Raw genomic sequence first — 16,909 nt, forward strand, 5'->3', positions numbered from 1 at the left:
TCAAACCGTGGCGCCGGCGGTTTCCGTCAGCACGTCTTCCAGGATGCCCAGCGCTTCGTCGAACACTTCGTTCTGGATCGTGAGCGGGAACAGGAAACGCACCACGTTCGAATACACGCCACACACCAGCAGCAGCAAGCCACGCTCCAGCGCGCGCGTCTGCACGTGCTTGGCGAAGGCGGCGTCGGCGTCATGCGTGCCGGGTTTGCAGAACTCCACGGCCACCATCGCGCCCGGGCCGCGCACGTCCGCGATCTGCGGGACGTCGGCCTTGAGCGCCTCGAGCCTGGCCTTCAGCTTGTCGCCGAGCGCAGCGCCCCGTTCGCACAGCTGTTCGCCGTCGATGATGTCGAGCACCGCGTGCGCCGCCGCCACCGCTAGCGGATTGCCCGCATACGTGCCGCCGAGACCGCCCGGCGCGGCTGCGTCCATGATCTCCGCGCGGCCGACCACGCCCGACAACGGCATGCCGCCCGCGAGCGACTTCGCGATGGTCATCAGATCCGGCGCGACGCCGTAGTGCTCCATCGCAAACAGCTTGCCGGTGCGCGCGAAGCCGGTCTGCACTTCATCGGCGATGAGCAGGATGCCGTGTTCGTCGCAGAGGCGGCGCAGGGCGCGCACGAATTCCACTGGCGCCTGATAGAAACCGCCTTCGCCCTGCACGGGTTCGAAGATGATCGCGGCGACGCGCGCGGCTTCGATGTCGGCCTTGAAAAGATGTTCGATGGCGCGCAGCGAGTCTTCCACCGAGACGCCGTGCAGCGGATTCGGGAATGGCGCGTGGAACACGTCCGACGGGAACGGCCCGAAGCCGATCTTGTACGGGGCGACCTTGCCGGTGAGCGCCATGCCCATCAGCGTGCGACCGTGGAAGCCACCGGTGAAGGCGATCACGCCCGGACGGCCGGTCGCGGCGCGCGCGATCTTCACGGCGTTCTCGACGGCTTCCGCGCCCGTCGTGAAGAACGCGGTCTTCTTCGGATAGGCGCCGGGCGCGCGGGCGGCGATCTTCTCGGCGAGCGACACATACGACTCGTAAGGCACGATCTGATACGCGGTATGGGTGAAGCAGTCGAGCTGGGCGCGGATCGCCTCGACGATCTTCGGATGACGATGCCCGGTGTTGCAGACGGCGATGCCCGCCGCGAAGTCGATGAAGCGGCGGCCCTCGACGTCCCACAGTTCCGCGTTCTCGGCGCGCGCCGCGTAGAAATCGCACATGACGCCGACGCCGCGCGGGGTTGCGGCGTTCTTGCGGGCTTGCAGGTCTGCGTTCTTGACGGGGGTGCTCACGAGGGTCTCCTTGGACGGATGGGGCGCTTCGGCTGCGAGGGGAAAGGTCCGGCAGGCCAGATGGCCTACGGGATGATGCGACGACTATAGTAAGATTTGGCCCTTAAGTTCAGAGCCATTTCAATAAATCTATAGGGGCCAATCGGATGTCGAATCGTGCCAGCGTGCTGTCGGACTGGCTGGCCCAGCGCATCGAGCGGGGCAATGGTCAGCCGGTCTACCGGCAATTGCACCGGCTGCTCCAGCAGGCCATCCTCACGCGCGAACTCGCGGCAGGCGCGAAGGTGCCGTCTTCACGGCTGCTGGCGGCGGAGCTGGGCATCGGGCGCAATACGGTGACGCAGGTCTACGAGCAACTCGCCATCGAGGGTTACGTTTCGTCGGCGACGGGGCGCGGCACCTTCGTCACCGACGGCGCGCCCGATGAAATCCTCTTCGACGACACGCCGCCCGCCGCCATGCCGTCTGTCATCCTGCCCGAACAGCAGGCGCTTTCAACACGCGGTGCGCAGCTGATTGCGGGCGCGGGCGTCTCGAAGCGGCAAGGCGGCGCGTTCATGCCGGGCGTACCGGACGTGTCGCGCTTTCCGTCGCGCGTGTGGAACCGGCTGCACGCCAAATACTGGCGTCGCCCGCAGCCCGATCTGCTGACGTATGCGCCCGGCGGCGGCCACGCCGGTCTGCGCCATGCGCTCGCGGACTATTTGCGCACGTCGCGGTCGGTGCGCTGCACGCCGGAACAGATTGTGGTGACGACCGGCATTCATCAGTCGATCGATCTCGCCACGCGCCTGCTCGCCGACGCCGGCGACACCATCTGGACCGAAGACCCGTGCTACTGGGGCGTGCGCAGCGTGTTGCAGGTGTCCGGGCTCGACCTGAAGGCGATTCCGGTCGATGCGGAAGGCATCGCGCCGACGCCCTCCGATCTCGCCGCGCCGCCGCGTCTGATGCTCGTCACGCCGTCGCACCAGTATCCGCTCGGCATGGTGATGAGCCTCGCGCGCCGCCGCATGCTGCTGGAATATGCGCGCCAGCATCGCTGCTGGATCATCGAGGACGATTACGACAGCGAGTTCCGCTACGGCAGCCGTCCGCTCGCCTCGCTGCAGGGCATGGACACGGGCGGGCAGGTGATCTATGTCGGCAGCTTCGGCAAGACCCTGTTTCCGGGATTGCGCGTCGGTTACGTCGTGGTGCCGGAAGCGCTCGCAGAGAGTTTCGCGACCGCGAGCGCCGAGCTGTATCGCGAGGGACAGCTTTTGCAGCAGGCGGTGCTGGCCGAGTTCATCGAGCAGGGACACTTCACGTCGCATATCCGGCGCATGCGCGTGCTCTACGGGCAGCGCCGCGACGTGATGCTCGCCACGATCGCCGCGCGTTATGGCGAGAGGCTTGCCATCGCCGGTGGCGATGCCGGATTGCATCTGGTGCTCAGGCTGCCGAAGGACGTCGACGATCGCGCGGTGGCCGCGGCGGCGCTGGCCGCGAATATCGTGGTGCGGCCGCTGTCGGGGTATTACGCGCATCGGCCGGAGGCGGAATCGGGCCTGCTGATCGGCTATGCGTGCGTGCCGGATGAAGACATCGCGCCGGCGTTCGATGTCCTCGCGAGCGTGATCGACCGGTTTTTGCGTTGAACGCCGTCGCGGCGTTCGAGCGCGTTTTCACGGGCAAGCGCCGCGCGTCAGGCGCAAAAAAAAAGCGCACGACATGTCGTGCGCCTTTCACACCTTTGATTCGCCTCAGGCAGGCAGCCTGAAACTGCCGATCGCCTCGCGCAGCACATCCGCCTGATCCTTCAGCGAATGCGCGGCGGCGGCCGCCTGTTCGACCAGCGCGGCGTTCTGCTGCGTCACCTGATCCATCTCGACCACCGCGCGGTTCACTTGCTCGATGCCCGCGCTCTGCTCGCGCGACGCGTCGCTGATCTCATCGAGAATCTCGTTCACGCGACGCACCGACTGGACGATCTCGCCCATCGTGGCGCCCGCGTTCGACACCAGCGAGGCGCCGCGTTCGACCGTCTGCGTCGAGGTCTCGATCAGCGCCTTGATTTCCTTGGCGGCCGTGGCCGAACGCTGCGCGAGGCTGCGCACTTCCGCCGCGACGACCGCGAAGCCACGGCCCTGTTCGCCCGCACGCGCCGCTTCCACGGCCGCGTTGAGCGCGAGGATATTGGTCTGGAACGCGATGCCGTCGATCACGCCGATGATGTCGCCAATCTGCCGCGAGCTGGCGGTGATGCGCGTCATGGTGTCGATCACGTCGTCGACGACGCCGCTGCCGCGCGTCGCCACGTCCGCTGCCTGCTCGGCGAGGCGCGCGGCCTGCGCGGCGCTTTCGGCGTTGTTCTTCACGTTGGCGGTCATCTCGTCCATGCTCGACGCCGTCTGCACGAGGGCGGCCGCCTGTTCTTCGGTGCGTTGCGACAGATCCGTGTTGCCCGCCGCGATCTCGGAGGCGCCGACGTTGATGTTCTCGGTGCCGTTGCGCACGCGCGAGACGGTTTCGACGAGCCCGCGCTGCATGGTGCCGAGTGCGTGCAGCAGGCTGGTGGTGTCGTCCGGGTGCACGTCGACGGCGCTCGTCAGGTCGCCCCGCGCAATGCGGTGCGCGGCGCCGACCGCGAGTTCCAGTTCGCCGCCGAGGTTGCGCCGGATGCTGCGCAGGACGATCAGCATCGCGGCCGTCGCGATGCCGCCGAGAACGGCCGTGATCGCGAGCCAGCGCAGCGCGCTTGCCCAGAAGGCGCTTTGCACGTCGTCCATGTACATGCCGGTGACGATGTACCAGTCCCACGGCGCGAAACGTTGCGAGTAGGACATCTTGCCGACCGGCTTGTCGTTGCCCGGCTTCGGCCACAGGTAGCTGATGAAGCCGCCGCCGGGCTGATCGCCGGCCTTGACGATATCGACGAACAGACGGTTGCCCGCCGGGTCGGTGTAGCTGGACAGGTCCTGTCCGTTCATCGCGGGCTTGATCGGATGCATCACCATCTTCGGATGCGAATCGTTGATCGAGAGATAGCCGTCCGCGCCGTAGCGAATGGCGCCGATCACGTCCAGCGCACGCTTTTTGGCTTCTTCCTCGGGGAGGGACTTGTCGGCCGCGAGCGCGGCGTAGTGCGCGGTGATGGCATGCGCCTCGTTGACGAGGGTCTTCAACTGTTCCTTGCGGTCCTCGATCATCGACGACCGGTTCTGCCACGCCCCGATGATCCCGATCGCGATCAAGCCGATCCACAGCACGGCGATCATCGAGCCGAGCTTCCTGTTCAACGTCATTCTGTTCATAGGTGCGCCTGCCGCCTCTTGGTATTGTCGGTTGCGACGGCGCATGCCGCCGCATGCCCGCTTTACGGCAGGCGCGGCGGCGTCATGAGGGCGGGGAAAACCCGCGGGTTCCCGCGTGCCGGGAACGCCAGGAACGCTCCGGCGCGTTCAGAAGCGGCGGATCGGGTCCTTGTCCGGCGGCGCGTCCGGATGCTGCGGCTCGTCCGGACGATGTCCCGGCGACGGCGGCGTCAGCGGATCGGCTTCCGGATCGCGGTTCGGGTCCGCGACAGGATCCGGAACGGGATTGGTCTGCAGGTCGATTTTCATGATGTGCCTCGAAAGACGGTTCGGCGCGCGGACGGCTTCGTCACGCGGATTGGGGTGCGGCCGGCATGTGCAGCGTGAAAGGCGCGCCCGGATGCGCGCCCCCCGCGTCGGAGAGGAGGGCGCGGGCGTGCGCCGTGATGGTGTCGCTGGTCGCGTCGCGCGGATGCTCCGCCAGCACGATGTGCGGCGTGCCGAGCGCGCGGGCCGTGGCGACCGGCGCCGCGGCCGACGAAGCAGCCAGCGCAGCGTCGTCCGCCACCAGCAGGCGCGCATGGGCGATCAGGCGCGGCAGCACACGCGGCGCGACCGCGCCCGTCAGGAACAGCGCGGCTGTCTGCATCGCGCCCAGCACGCCGCCCGTGCGCACGGGCTCGGGCGCATCGCCGACGATCGCGATTTGCCAGCCATCGGCGGCGAGCTGGTCGGCGAGCGCGGCGTAACGCTCGGCGGGCCAGGCCGGCGGCGCGCCGTGACTGCCCGGATGGAGCAACACCAGACGCTTCTCCTCGATGCCATGGAACGCGGCGAGTTCATCGTATTCGGTGTCGGGCGGGAGCGCCGCAACGTCCGCGCGGGAACTGATGTGCGGCGCGCCCGGCGTGTCGGGCATCAAGCTCGGGATGAGTTCGTCGCTCATGATGGAAAGGGGATTGGCTCGCATCCTGGCTCCTGCAAGTGGCGTGGCCTGGTTGGATCGTCCGCAATGACGCGGTGGCGGGAGCGGGGCAAGCACCGTCCATGCCCGGGCCGGTACGTGCGGCCGGCGTATGCCAATGCCGATGCAAGCGCGCCGCGACGTGTACGGAGTGCAACGGCGCGCGTGACAGTCTGGCCGTCGAGGGCGCGGTTCTGACAGGTATTGAAGGAGCAGCGACGGCGCGCGTCAAGGCGCGTTGCTCGTCAAGGCGGGCGTCAGTCGTGAAAAAGCCGCCGCCTCGTCATGACGAGGCGGCGGCTTTCAGAATGGCGTTGCGCGGCGGAGGCGCGGAATCAGGTTTCGGCGTTGCTGTCGTCGGCGGGCAGGGTTTTCGGCATGAACGCTTCGGCGCGGCGGCGGATGCCTTCTATTTCGCCGGTCACGAAGGTGCGGTTGTCGGCGGCGAGTGCTTCCTGGTACGACGTGCCTTCGGGCACGCGGTGCAGCAACGCGCGCAACTCGCCCTGGGTCGTCTGCTCGACCGGTTCGTAGTCGTAGAGGCCCAGCGAGAGTTCGGCGCGCTCATGCAGGATGAACAGGCAGGACGCGAACACGGCGACCCCAAGCACTTCCTGCACGCCGAAGCGGAATTCATGCGGCACCGGCGAGAACGGCAGCCACGCGATGAGCGCCGCACCGGCAAGCGCCACGGCGATGGTGAGATTCAACAGCCACTGCGCGCGGATGACGAGGCGTTCGCGCTCGGTCTTCAACTGCCCGGCCGATTTCGGCACGAGCGCCAGCAGCGATTGTTGACGGTGGAGTTCCTGGAGCGGGAGAGCGGCCATGTAAGTTGTGGTCGTAACCATCTGGTGAGCGCCGGGAGCGACGCGACACCGATATTAACGCGCGGCTTACAGGATCGTTGACGGCTCTTTCGTCTTGTTTCTCCTGTTGCTTCCTGTTGCACTTGAGCGTCCGGAGTTCGCGCAACGGGTGCAGTGTCAGCGCCCGCGTTCCTTGACCGGCGTGCGGATGGTCGCGGTGCCGTCGGCGATCTGCTGCGCGAACACCAGCGCCTCGACAATCGTCCCGAGCACTTCCGCGCGCACTTTCTCGTCGGTCAGGCGCAGCAGATACGACGGATGATAGGTCGGCACGATGATGCGTCCCTTGTGCTCGATGGTCTTGCCGAGATACTCCGACAGCGCCGTGCGATGCCCGGTGAGCGCCTTCAGCGCGGTGGCGCCCAGCGCGACGACGACTTTCGGCTCGATGCGCGCCAGTTCCTCGTCGAGCCAGAAGCGGCAGGCTTCGCGCTCACGCTGGGCGGGCGCGACGTGCGCGCGTTCGTCGCCGTGCGCTTCCCACTTGAAGTGCTTGACCGCGTTGGTCAGATAGAGCGACTCGCGCGCGAGCGACGCCTCGGCGATCGCTTCGTCGAGCAGCTTGCCCGACGGGCCGACAAACGGCTTGCCCTCGCGGTCCTCCTGGTCGCCCGGCTGTTCGCCCACCAGCATCACGCGCGCGCCGGCCGGCCCGATGCCCGGCACCGGCTGCGTGGCGTTGCGCCAGAGCGCGCAGCGCCGGCAGGCGTCGAGCGACGGCGGCGCGGTCAGGATCGTGCCCTTCACCGGCTCCCGGTCCGTATTGAGCGCCACTTCCATGTCGGACGGCACGTTGCGCGGATGCTCGTCGCGCCGCGAGTACGGATCGGCGCGGGCAATCAGCGCGGGGTCGGCGCGTTCGTTCGACGGACTTTTCCAGTAGCGCACCGGCATGTGCGAGGCCATTTCGGCGGCATTCGCCTGGGCCGGCGCGAAGGTGCTCTCGTAATACGCGAGCCAGAGCGCCTCGATGGCGTCGCCGCTGACCGCCTCGCCGCTCATGGCAGTGTCGCCGAAGTCCATCGGCTTTTCTTCCGGCTCGCTCGTGCGGTCGACGCGCAGCAGCGCGCCGTCCCAGAAGGCGGCGCCGTGCGGCGTGGCGATCATCCAGGTGGCGCTGCCCATGCGGGTGGCGAAATGCATGGCGGCATGCTCCAGCAGATCGTGCACGGGCTCGAACCAGCTGATGAACTCCGGCGGCCCGAGCGACGAATCGCGATGCCTGAAGCGCAGCACGCGGCGCATGGTGTTTTCCTCGGCCTCGACCGCTTCGATCATCCGGTGCAGGCGCAGGCCGTCGGCATCCTCCCGGGACGCGATGGCGCGGTCGCCCTGGGTCCAGCGCCACAGCGCCTTGTACAGGAACGGCCAGCGATCCGGCACGCGATAGCACGCGGCCGTCTCCAGCATGGCCAGGAATTCGCGGGCGATCCTGACCGGCTGCTTCGCGTCCGGATCCGTGGCGCCGGGCGACGACTGAATCGTGCCGAACACCGTGGCCGACGCGTCCGATTCGCACCAGAGCACCTCCTCGGGACGCAGACCTTCCGTGAGGAGATTGCGTGCTTCGGTGCGCCACGCGGCAAACGACGGATCGAGGGTGACGCTTTTCATCGGCGAACGGGGTCGGAGAAACACTGTATATCCATACAGTATTCTAGCGATGACCATTGGCTTATGGCAACTATCTCGGGACGATCGTGCCCTTTGCCGACTCCGCGCCCAGACCGGCAGGAACCATGGGTACGGTCATTGCTGAAATTGATCTGTCGCGGCGTTCGATTGTTTTTATTCGACGCCTGGAGCGTCGCGCCATCGATCAACCCATGGAGCCGTCATGCTGGCCATCATCATTCCTGCCCACAACGAAGCTGCGCATATCGGCGCCAGCGTGGCGGCCGCATGCCGCGCCGCGACGTGTCATCAACTGTCCGGCGAGCCGGTGCGCGTGATCGTCGTGCTCGACAGCTGCACTGACCAGACCGGCGACATCGCCCTCGCACACGGTGCGCAGGTGACCGCGATCGACGCCCGTAATGTCGGCCGGGCGCGCGCTCACGGTGCGGCGCTTGCGCTCGACCTGGGCGCGCGCTGGCTGGCCTTCACGGATGCCGACACGACGGTCGCGGAAGACTGGCTCGTGCGGCAGCTCGACTGTCACGCCGATGCGGTCTGCGGCGTGATCGGCGTACACGACTGGTCGCCGCATATCCACGCCGTGCGGGAACATTTCGGGCGCACCTACATGGATGCGGATGGGCATCGGCATGTCCATGGCGCAAATCTGGGCGTATCGGCACAGGCTTATCTGCACGCGGGCGGTTTTCCGCCGCTGGAATCGAGCGAGGACGTGGCGCTGGTGGAAGCGCTGATGGCGAGCGGCGCAAAGATTGAATGGAGCGCGATGCCGCGCGTGGTGACGAGCGCAAGACTGGACTTTCGTGCGCAAAAAGGCTTTGGTGCGACCTTGCTCGAGGTCAGCAAGCGCTATCTGCCGGCGGCGTCCGATGCAGGCGACTCAAACGATGCCGCTGCGATTGCCGCTTGAGGAACCTGCACCGCCTGATCTTCAGGTTTCGCGCTGAAGGCCGCTTGATGCTTGTCCCTCATGACCGTACCGGTGAGGAACGCCGTGAGCACGCTGACGAGCAGCGTGACCGCCACCGCGATGGCGACGCCGTCATGCGCTTCCTGGGCGAGCTTGTAGACGAGACCGAACCCGATCAGCACGAGGATGCCCGCGATGAACTGCGCGCGCGCGTCCTTGCGGATGGCGCCTCGCGCGTTCATGGACTCCAGGTGCCGCGTGTGCTGACCGTTCATCTGAAACTCCTCGACGATCATTCGACCCGCGCCCGGCACGATCCGGTCATACTGCGCCAGATACTCGGGCGAGGGCATCGGGCCGCGAAATGAATGTGCCTGGACCGCGACCATGACCGAGGCCGGGCTCGACATCTGCCCTGACTCGAGCCCCGGTCCAGACACCGGCTCAGCCCTCTCGCTCCGAGCCGCTTGCGCGACGTAACGAATGCGCGTCTCCTCAGCGGTTTCGCTGACGCTGACCATAGCCGTTCAAGGTTCTGTCGAAGTCCGACATGGTTCTCTGCCACGCGTCGTCCATCATCTCGGCCGGCGACTTGCGCGGACGGTTGGCCAGGTAATCGGTACGCGGATAAATGGAAAAAACGGAGGCGAACGCGTTTGCCACGCGCCGCATTTCGCGCCGGATTGTCATGTGATGCTCCCTTCCATGAAGGTGTGCGCCGCGCCGCCGGAATGCCGCGCGATTGAAATTGATCCTACCATTTGATAAACGGTCCGAATCAATTCAGCCGAATGGACAAGCGCTTTTCAGACAACCCGACAGAGGGTGCACACACCTCGGCGCAGCATCGCTTCAGACGGCTCCGAGGTCGCCGGGCACATCGATGTCGCGCAGCACGTTCGGGTCGTCGGACTCCACGATGAAAGGCTCGTGCAGGGCGAAGAGTCCACGCGCGCCGGCATCGCCGTCGAGCGCCATGAGCGCGTCCCGATGCGCCAGACCGAAGCCCACCGGATGACCACGCTGGCCACGATAACCGGGCGCGACCAACTGCTCGCCGCCGTCGAGCGCGCGGGCGACGGCTTCGTAAGTCGCGGCTTCGATCCACGGCATGTCGCCCAGCGCGACGAGCCAGCCGTCGGATGCCGAGGTAGCGCGCACGGCTGCGGCGAGCGTGGCGCCCATGCCGCGTTCGGCGTCGACGCTGAAGATGACGCCGCAGCCTGCTTCGTTCAGCACGTCGGCCAGTTTCTCCGCGCCGGGCCGCACGACGGCGATGACTTCCGCTGTCACCGCCAGCAGCCGTCGTGCCGACTGGAACACCACCGGCGTGCCGTCGGACAGCGGCGCGAGCAGCTTGTTGTGAAGGCCGGAGGGATCGAAGCGGGTGCCCAGTCCCGCCGCCAGCAGGATGCCGGTCGCGCTCGACGAATAGGTCATCGCGGCTGCTCTCAGAGAAATGAACGGCGATTGTGCGGCGCATGGAAGTGCGCCGCAAGCACAAAAAATGCGCGGCGGCTCGAGGTGCCGCCGCGCATTTCGTTACACCATCACGCCTGCGTCGACGGCAGGAGCGTATCGAGCGTGATCGGCAGGTCGCGCACGCGCACGCCCGTTGCGTGATACACCGCGTTGCCGAGCGCGCCCGCCACGCCCGTAATGCCGATTTCCCCGATGCCGCGCACGCCGAGCGGATTGATCAGCGGATCGGGATGCTCGACGAAGGCAATGTCGAGCGTACCGATATCCGCGTTCACCGGCACGTGATACTCCGCGAGATTGGCGTTCGTATAGCGGCCATAGCGTGCATCGAGCTCGCCCTTTTCCATCAGCGCCGAGCCGACGCCCCACACGATGCCGCCCATCAGTTGGCTGTGCGCAGTCTTCTGGTTGAGCAGCGTGCCAACGTCATACACGCCGACTATGCGCGGCACGCGGATGATGCCCAGTTCGGCATCGACATGCACTTCCGCGAATACCGCGCCGAAGGAGTGGAACGCATATTGTTTTTTCTCGTCGCCGGGGCGCGTCGTGGCCATCGCCTCGATGGCCTTGCCGCCGTTGCGCGCGATGACCGCCGCCGCCGGATCGCGCCGCTCGGGATCCGCGAGGCTCACGACCCAGCCGTTATTCACCGTGACATCCTCGCGCGCCAGACCGGCGACGGGCGAGCCGCGATCCGCGAGCGCCATCGCGATGAGCTGGTCGCGCGCCTGCAACGACGCCGCCCGCACCGCCGGCGACACGCTCGCCGCCGATTGCGAGCCGCCCGACACCGGCGCTTTCGGCAGGGAGGAATCGCCGAGTGCGAAGCGCACGTAATCGGGCGGAAAGCCAAGCGCGTCGGCGGCCACCTGCGTCATGACCGTGTAGGTACCGGTGCCGAGATCCTGCGTGCCGGAGGCGACCATCGCGGTGCCGTCTGGCAGGATGCGCGCGACCGCCGACGCCTCGCTGCGGTTTGCCGGATACGTCGCCGTGGCCACGCCCCAGCCGATCAGCGTATTGCCTTCGCGCATCGAACGCGGCGCGCTCTGGCGGCGTGCCCAGCCGAAGGTATCGGCGCCGCGCTGATAGCACTCCAGCAGCGACTTCTCCGACCACGGCTTCTTCTCCTGCGGCTCCATGTTCGCGTGGTTCTTCACGCGGAACGCGAGCGGGTCCATCTTCAGCTGATACGCCATCTCGTCGATGGCCGTTTCGAGCGCGAACGAGCCGCTTGTCTCGCCCGGCGCGCGCATGAAGGTCGGCGTGCCGATATCGAGCTTCACCAGCTTGTGCGAGGTCGACTGGTTCGGCACCGCGTACAGCATGCGCGTGACGATCGCCGAGCTTTCGGTCCAGTCCTCGAAGGTCGAGGTGGTGGAGATCACGTCGTGACGCATGCCGGTCATGACGCCGTCGTCGCGTGCGCTGATCTGGATGCGCTGCTCGGTGAAGGGCCGGTTGCCGATCATGCCGAACATCTGCGGCCGCGTGAGCACGAGCTTCACCGGCCGCCCGGTCTGCTTCGATGCCATCGCGGCCAGCACGACATGCGACCAGACCGAGCCCTTGCAGCCAAAACCGCCGCCGACGAACGGACAGATCACGCGCACGTTGTCATCGGCGATGCCGAAGAACTTCGCGACCGCGCTGCGCGCGCCGGACACGCCCTGGGTCGCGTCGTAGAGCGTGAGCTTCGGGCCGTCCCAGCGGGCGAGCGTGGCGTGCGGCTCCATCGGATTGTGATGTTCGTAGGGCGTCGTGTAGACGGCGTTCAGACGGGTCGGGCCTTGTCGCAGACCCGCTTCAACGTCGCCGCGCTGTGTTGTGATCGCGCGGCCCATCATTTTCTCCGGCTGATAGGCCTGGGACTTCGCACGCCCGAAATCGGCATTGGGCATGGCGGCCTCGTAGCGCACGTCGACGTAACGCGCCGCGTCCTGTGCATGCTCCAGCGAATCCGCGACAACCACCGCCACCGGCTCGTTGCTGTAGCGCACTTCGTTGGTTTGCAACAGCGTGAGCTTGCGCACGGCGGGCGGCTGTGCATCGGGGACGCCGCTGTTGGGCAAGCGCATCGCGTTCTGATACGTCATCACGAGCAGCACGCCGGGCATCGACTGCGCGCGATTCGTATCGATTGACGCGATACGTCCGTGCGCCACCGTGCTCGTGACGAGCACGGCATGGGCGAGCTTGGCGTCGGTGTTGTCGGCGCTGTAGCGGGCCTGGCCGGTGACCTTGAGTACGCCGTCGGTGCGGTCGAGCGGTTTTCCAATAACAGTCATGCGACACCTCCGGCCTGTTGAACGGCGCGCACGATCGCGCGTTGCGCGAGCGCGACCTTGAACGCGTTGTCGCGCTGCGTCTGTGCGCCCTGCACGGCGAGCGCGGCGGCCGCTTGCAGCGTGGCCGGGTCGAGCGGCTTGCCGGCGAGCGCCTGTTCGGCCGCGCTGGCGCGCCAAGGCTTGTGCGCGACACCGCCCAGCGCGATGCGCGCCTGGCGGATCGTGTTGCCGTCCATCTGCAACGCCGCCGCGACGGACACCAAAGCAAACGCGTAGCTCGCGCGGTCCCGCACCTTCAGATACTTCGAATGCCCGGCAAACAGCGGCGGCGGCAGATCGACCGAAGTGATCAGTTCGCCGGGCTGCAAGGTCGTGTCGAGATCGGGCCGCTCGCCCGGCAGCCGATGAAACTCCGCGAACGGAATGGCCCGCTCGCCGTTCGGACCCGTGACGTGCACGACGGCGTCCAGCGCGGCGAGCGCGACGTTCATGTCGGAGGGATTCGTCGCGATGCACTGACGGCTCGCGCCGAGAATCGCGTGCATGCGGTTATGGCCGTCGAGCGCCGCGCAGCCGCTGCCGGGCGCGCGCTTGTTGCACTGGGGAAAGCCGGGGTCATAGAAATACGAACAGCGCGTGCGCTGCATCAGGTTGCCGCCGACCGTCGCCATGTTGCGCAACTGCGCCGAGGCGCCCGCAAGCAACGCCTGCGACAGCAGCGGATAGCGCTCGCGCACCCACGCGTGATTCGCGGCGTCGCTGTTGCGCACGAGCGCGCCGATGCGCAGGCCGCCGTCGGGCAGCGTGCTGACGCCGTCGAGCGCGGCGATGTGCGTGATGTCGACGAGCTTCATCGGCCGCATCACGCCGCCTTTCATGAGGTCGAGCAGGTTGGTGCCGCCGCCGATGAACATCGTGCCGGGCTGGCTCGCCGCCTGCAGCGCCGTGCCGATGTCGGCGGCGCGTTGATAGGAGATCGCGTCCATGTGCGTCTCCTCAGGCGTTGCCGGACGCGACCGACTTCACCGCCGCAACGATGTTCGGATACGCGCCGCAGCGGCAGATGTTGCCGCTCATGCGCTCGCGGATCTCGTCGTCGGACAGTTGCGCGGGGCGGAAGCGGACGTCGGCCGTGACCGCGCTGGCATCGCCCGCGCGGTATTCGGCGATCAGCGCCGTCGCCGAGCACAGCTGCCCGGGCGTACAGTAGCCGCACTGAAAGGCGTCCTTCTCGATGAACGCGCGCTGGATTGGCGCGAGCGTATCGCCGTCGGGCGCGAGTCCTTCGACGGTGGTGACGGACTCGCCGTCGTGCATCACCGCGAGCGTCAGGCACGAGTTGATGCGCCGGCCCGCAACCATCACCGTGCAGGCGCCGCACTGGCCGCGGTCGCAGCCCTTCTTCGTGCCGGTGAGGCCGGCGTATTCGCGCAAGGCATCGAGCAGCGTGGTGCGTGCCTCGACTTGCAGTTCGTAGGGATGACCATTGATGGTCAGCGTGACGGGCATCGTCGGCACGGCGGCGGGCGGCAGGGGCGCCGGAGCCGGTGCGGCGGCCTGTTGCTGGGCGTGTGCGAGCGGCGCGGCGCTGACGGCGGCGGCCGCAGCGGCCGACTGCAGGAAGCGCCGCCGCGATGGCTGCTGCGCGGTGTCGCTGGCGTCGTGGGACGGGGTATTGGCTGGGGACATGGCGATTCGATGCTCCTCGCTCGTTCGGAAGGATGCCTGCACAGTCCCCGGTCTTCGTGAAGGCATTCGCCCACGGCGAAACGCGACATCGTGCGCCGGGTGCTCGAGTGCTGTGCGGTGCATTGGGTTGCGCGGGGCGTGCGCCCGTTCGTCCGTGATCGAACGTTCGACTCCGCGACGGCTCGCAATCAGCAAGTACGGTGCCATGCGATCCGTTACGGACCTACCGTACGAAGCCGCCAATCGAGGCGCGTAATTGCTGCACGCACCGGTAAATCCGGCACATCACATCATCTGGAAGATGGCGAAATTGCCAGTTTCGTCAGTGACGCTCAACGTCCGGGCGGGTTGCCGTAACGAGGAATGCTGCCGTCGGCACGGGCCTGGGCGAGCGCCGCGCGGACTTGCGCCCGAGTGAGCGGGGCGCTCGGAGGCGTGACCTCCGGCTGCGTCTGCATTTGGGTTTGGGGTGGCGTTTGCATCTGCGGCTGCGGCGGCGCGCCGTCTTGGGTCTGTGCCGCAGCGTGGACGGCAAGCAGGCAGCCGGCACACAAGGCCGGGCGGATCAGGAACTTCATGGCGCGCTCCTTCGACTTTGTGCAACGGCCAGGCGAGCAGCAGAACGCCATGGTCGCACGGTCACTTGATGAGCGCGAGGGTCTCCCTGAAGCGTGGATGCGCGTAGGTGCCGAGCCAGCCGAACAGCGTGGTTTCGACCGTCGTGAGCCGCGCGCCTTCCTGCTGCGCGCGCGCCAGTGCGATGGCGCGATCGGCGTTACGGCGCGACGCCACGGCATCCGCCACATACTCCACGCAATAACCCCGCCGCAGCAATCCCAGCACGGTCAGCAGCACGCAGACATGCGCTTCGGCGCCCGCGACCCACAGCGGCCCGGGCGCGGGCGGGAGCGCGTCGACGAAAGCGGGTTCGAGCGTGGCGTCGAAGGTCTGTTTCTCGATCCGGCGGCCCGCACTGCAATGCGCCAGCAAGGCATCCGCCGTCCCGCCGATGCCACGCGGATTCTGTTCCGTGACCAGCACCGGCACATTGAGCAACTGCGCCGCGCGCATGAGCGTCGCGACGCGGCCGGTCAGCTGCTCGCCGCCGTCGAGATGCGGCAGCAACCGCGCCTGCATGTCGATGACGACGAGCACGGCATCAGGCCTCGCTTTCCATGATCCGGTCGATCAGCCGCGCGTTCTCGCCCGCCGAGCCGATGCCGGCATGCCGCGCCATCGGCACGAAGAAATGCGTCGCGATGGGCAGCTTCGAGCGTTCGAGCCAGCCGGTCAGATGCGTGGCGAGACGTCGCGCGGGCGCCTTCAGTTCCTCGCGCAGCACGGCGGGCAGGGTGTCGAAGTGGCGCATGTCGGTCTGATACGGCTCCGGCGCGACGCACAGCGCGTTCGGCCGGCCATCGACATCGACGGGCAGCCGCTCCAGCGCCTGATGCAGCAGTGCGACGCCGAGCCCTTCGCCGCGCCACGGCTTGCGCACTTCCCACAAGCCGATATAGATCACGCGATGCGCGTTGAACACCTCGCAGAGCTTCTCCGAACCGAGCGCTTCGGTCGCGGCGAGCGCGAGCGACAGCATCTCGCCGGAGTAGGTATCGAGCGTATAGACGAGGTCGGCGCTGCTCTGCAACGGCGGCACCTTGACCAGTTGCAGCTTGACCGCCGCCGCGACGATGTCGCTGCCCGCTTCGTGAAACACCGCGAAGGCCGTGCCGAGCCGTTCGTCGTCCACTTGCGGATACTCGTGGCGATAGGTCATCGTAAAGAGAAACGGTCCGATCTTCTCGCGATACGCAAGCGGCCGGTCCACGTCATACACGTCGGTGCCGTCGAGGCCGTAGGGATCGTAAGCGCGCTTCTCGCGCCGGGCGCCGTCCTGCGCCAGCGCGGCGAGCGGCCGGCGCGACTCGGGCACGAGATCTTCCGGCAGGCCCTCCCACGTCAGGCGGAGGAACTCGCGGCCACCGCGATAGTGCGTCTCGAACAGTGACAGGACGGGGTCGGCCGCCACCGGTTCCAGGATGCGTTGCGCGCATTCGGCGGCACGGTCGAGCAACTGGTCGGCTTCGGCGGGATCGGGCGCGAGGTGCGGTTCGTTGCCGTCCGGCGTGGCAGGCAGGCCGCGCGCGAGGCGCTCCCGGTGTGCCAGCTCGAGCCATTCATCGGCGGCCCGTTCGGCGATGAAACCCGCCGCGATCCGGTCACCCGTCAGCACGATCGACTGACCGGTTTGCCCGAGCGGGAACACGTAGGCGTCGTTCATGACGTCGTCGACTGTCACGCCACGGAAGGTTTCGCGCGGCGCGTGCGTCTGGGCGGTGGTGTCGAAACGGGCATGCGAGAGAACGTGAGCGACGAGGTCGGTGGCGGCCGGACCGAAGTCCGATCCGGCGCCGGGAAGAAGCTTCAGAAGGGACAAGGTGCGGGTGCTGCCGGCCGTGCTCGCTGTGCTCATG

General features: G+C 67.3%; 17 protein-coding genes. 2 read left to right on the forward strand and 15 right to left on the reverse strand.

Annotated elements, in window-relative coordinates:
- On the reverse strand, window positions 1–1,296 hold the full coding sequence (gene gabT / locus QCE88_RS34010) for a 4-aminobutyrate--2-oxoglutarate transaminase (protein ID WP_309909800.1): 1,296 nt from the start codon (window positions 1,294–1,296) through the stop codon (window positions 1–3).
- 146 nt (window positions 1,297–1,442) lie between these two features.
- Here gabT and QCE88_RS34015 point away from each other — a divergent pair, with 146 nt between their 5' ends.
- Window positions 1,443–2,936, forward strand: a complete 1,494-nt coding sequence (locus tag QCE88_RS34015; protein ID WP_309909802.1) for a PLP-dependent aminotransferase family protein — start codon at window positions 1,443–1,445, stop codon at window positions 2,934–2,936.
- Between the two features lie 105 nt (window positions 2,937–3,041).
- Here the strand turns inward: QCE88_RS34015 and QCE88_RS34020 are convergent, their stop codons facing one another.
- The 5 genes from QCE88_RS34020 to QCE88_RS34040 all read right to left on the reverse strand — a co-directional run bounded on the left by QCE88_RS34020 (window position 3,042) and on the right by QCE88_RS34040 (window position 8,039).
- Entirely contained in the window at window positions 3,042–4,583 is a 1,542-nt protein-coding gene (locus QCE88_RS34020; protein WP_309911004.1) for a methyl-accepting chemotaxis protein, read from the reverse strand.
- A gap of 156 nt (window positions 4,584–4,739) precedes the next feature.
- Entirely contained in the window at window positions 4,740–4,901 is a 162-nt protein-coding gene (locus QCE88_RS34025) for a hypothetical protein (protein WP_309819430.1), read from the reverse strand.
- A gap of 40 nt (window positions 4,902–4,941) precedes the next feature.
- The gene (locus QCE88_RS34030) at window positions 4,942–5,562 is read right to left on the reverse strand and encodes a glycosyltransferase family 9 protein (protein ID WP_309909804.1); all 621 of its coding nucleotides are present in this window, start codon (window positions 5,560–5,562) and stop codon (window positions 4,942–4,944) included.
- 329 nt (window positions 5,563–5,891) lie between these two features.
- A complete protein-coding gene (locus tag QCE88_RS34035; protein ID WP_309909806.1) occupies window positions 5,892–6,386 on the reverse strand; it encodes a hypothetical protein in 495 nt (164 codons plus the stop codon).
- A gap of 156 nt (window positions 6,387–6,542) precedes the next feature.
- The gene (locus tag QCE88_RS34040; RefSeq protein ID WP_309909807.1) at window positions 6,543–8,039 is read right to left on the reverse strand and encodes a UdgX family uracil-DNA binding protein; all 1,497 of its coding nucleotides are present in this window, start codon (window positions 8,037–8,039) and stop codon (window positions 6,543–6,545) included.
- Between the two features lie 223 nt (window positions 8,040–8,262).
- On the opposite strand from QCE88_RS34040, the gene QCE88_RS34045 reads away from it, so the two are divergent.
- Window positions 8,263–8,973 carry a glycosyltransferase gene (locus QCE88_RS34045; protein ID WP_309909808.1) on the forward strand — a complete coding sequence of 237 codons (711 nt, stop codon included), beginning with the start codon at window positions 8,263–8,265 and terminating at the stop codon, window positions 8,971–8,973.
- On the opposite strand, the gene QCE88_RS34050 is transcribed toward QCE88_RS34045, so the two are convergent.
- From QCE88_RS34050 to QCE88_RS34090, 9 genes are all read right to left on the reverse strand, one after another.
- The gene (locus tag QCE88_RS34050; protein ID WP_309909811.1) at window positions 8,913–9,383 is read right to left on the reverse strand and encodes a DUF2335 domain-containing protein; all 471 of its coding nucleotides are present in this window, start codon (window positions 9,381–9,383) and stop codon (window positions 8,913–8,915) included. The two genes, QCE88_RS34045 and QCE88_RS34050, sit on opposite strands and share 61 nt — an antisense overlap.
- An 85-nt stretch (window positions 9,384–9,468) precedes the next feature.
- Window positions 9,469–9,663, reverse strand: coding sequence for a hypothetical protein (locus QCE88_RS34055; protein WP_309909813.1), 195 nt, complete (start codon window positions 9,661–9,663; stop codon window positions 9,469–9,471).
- A gap of 162 nt (window positions 9,664–9,825) precedes the next feature.
- Entirely contained in the window at window positions 9,826–10,413 is a 588-nt protein-coding gene (locus tag QCE88_RS34060; RefSeq protein WP_309909815.1) for a nucleotidyltransferase family protein, read from the reverse strand.
- A 110-nt stretch (window positions 10,414–10,523) separates the two neighbouring features.
- The gene (locus QCE88_RS34065) at window positions 10,524–12,746 is read right to left on the reverse strand and encodes a xanthine dehydrogenase family protein molybdopterin-binding subunit (protein WP_309909817.1); all 2,223 of its coding nucleotides are present in this window, start codon (window positions 12,744–12,746) and stop codon (window positions 10,524–10,526) included.
- Window positions 12,743–13,732 (reverse strand): xanthine dehydrogenase family protein subunit M, encoded by a 990-nt coding sequence (locus QCE88_RS34070; RefSeq protein ID WP_309909818.1) that lies wholly within the window; start codon window positions 13,730–13,732, stop codon window positions 12,743–12,745. The genes QCE88_RS34065 and QCE88_RS34070 overlap by 4 nt, the downstream gene beginning before the upstream one ends.
- Window positions 13,733–13,742: 10 nt before the next feature.
- Entirely contained in the window at window positions 13,743–14,435 is a 693-nt protein-coding gene (locus tag QCE88_RS34075; protein ID WP_309909820.1) for a 2Fe-2S iron-sulfur cluster-binding protein, read from the reverse strand.
- 332 nt (window positions 14,436–14,767) lie between these two features.
- Entirely contained in the window at window positions 14,768–15,013 is a 246-nt protein-coding gene (locus tag QCE88_RS34080; protein WP_309909821.1) for a DUF4148 domain-containing protein, read from the reverse strand.
- Between the two features lie 61 nt (window positions 15,014–15,074).
- On the reverse strand, window positions 15,075–15,590 hold the full coding sequence (locus QCE88_RS34085; protein WP_309909822.1) for an isochorismatase family protein: 516 nt from the start codon (window positions 15,588–15,590) through the stop codon (window positions 15,075–15,077).
- A gap of 4 nt (window positions 15,591–15,594) precedes the next feature.
- On the reverse strand, window positions 15,595–16,908 hold the full coding sequence (locus QCE88_RS34090; RefSeq protein ID WP_309909823.1) for an inositol monophosphatase: 1,314 nt from the start codon (window positions 16,906–16,908) through the stop codon (window positions 15,595–15,597).
- Between the last annotated feature and the right edge of the window lies 1 nt (window position 16,909).

Source organism: Caballeronia sp. LZ035 (assembly GCF_031451175.1).
Lineage (GTDB): Bacteria > Pseudomonadota > Gammaproteobacteria > Burkholderiales > Burkholderiaceae > Caballeronia.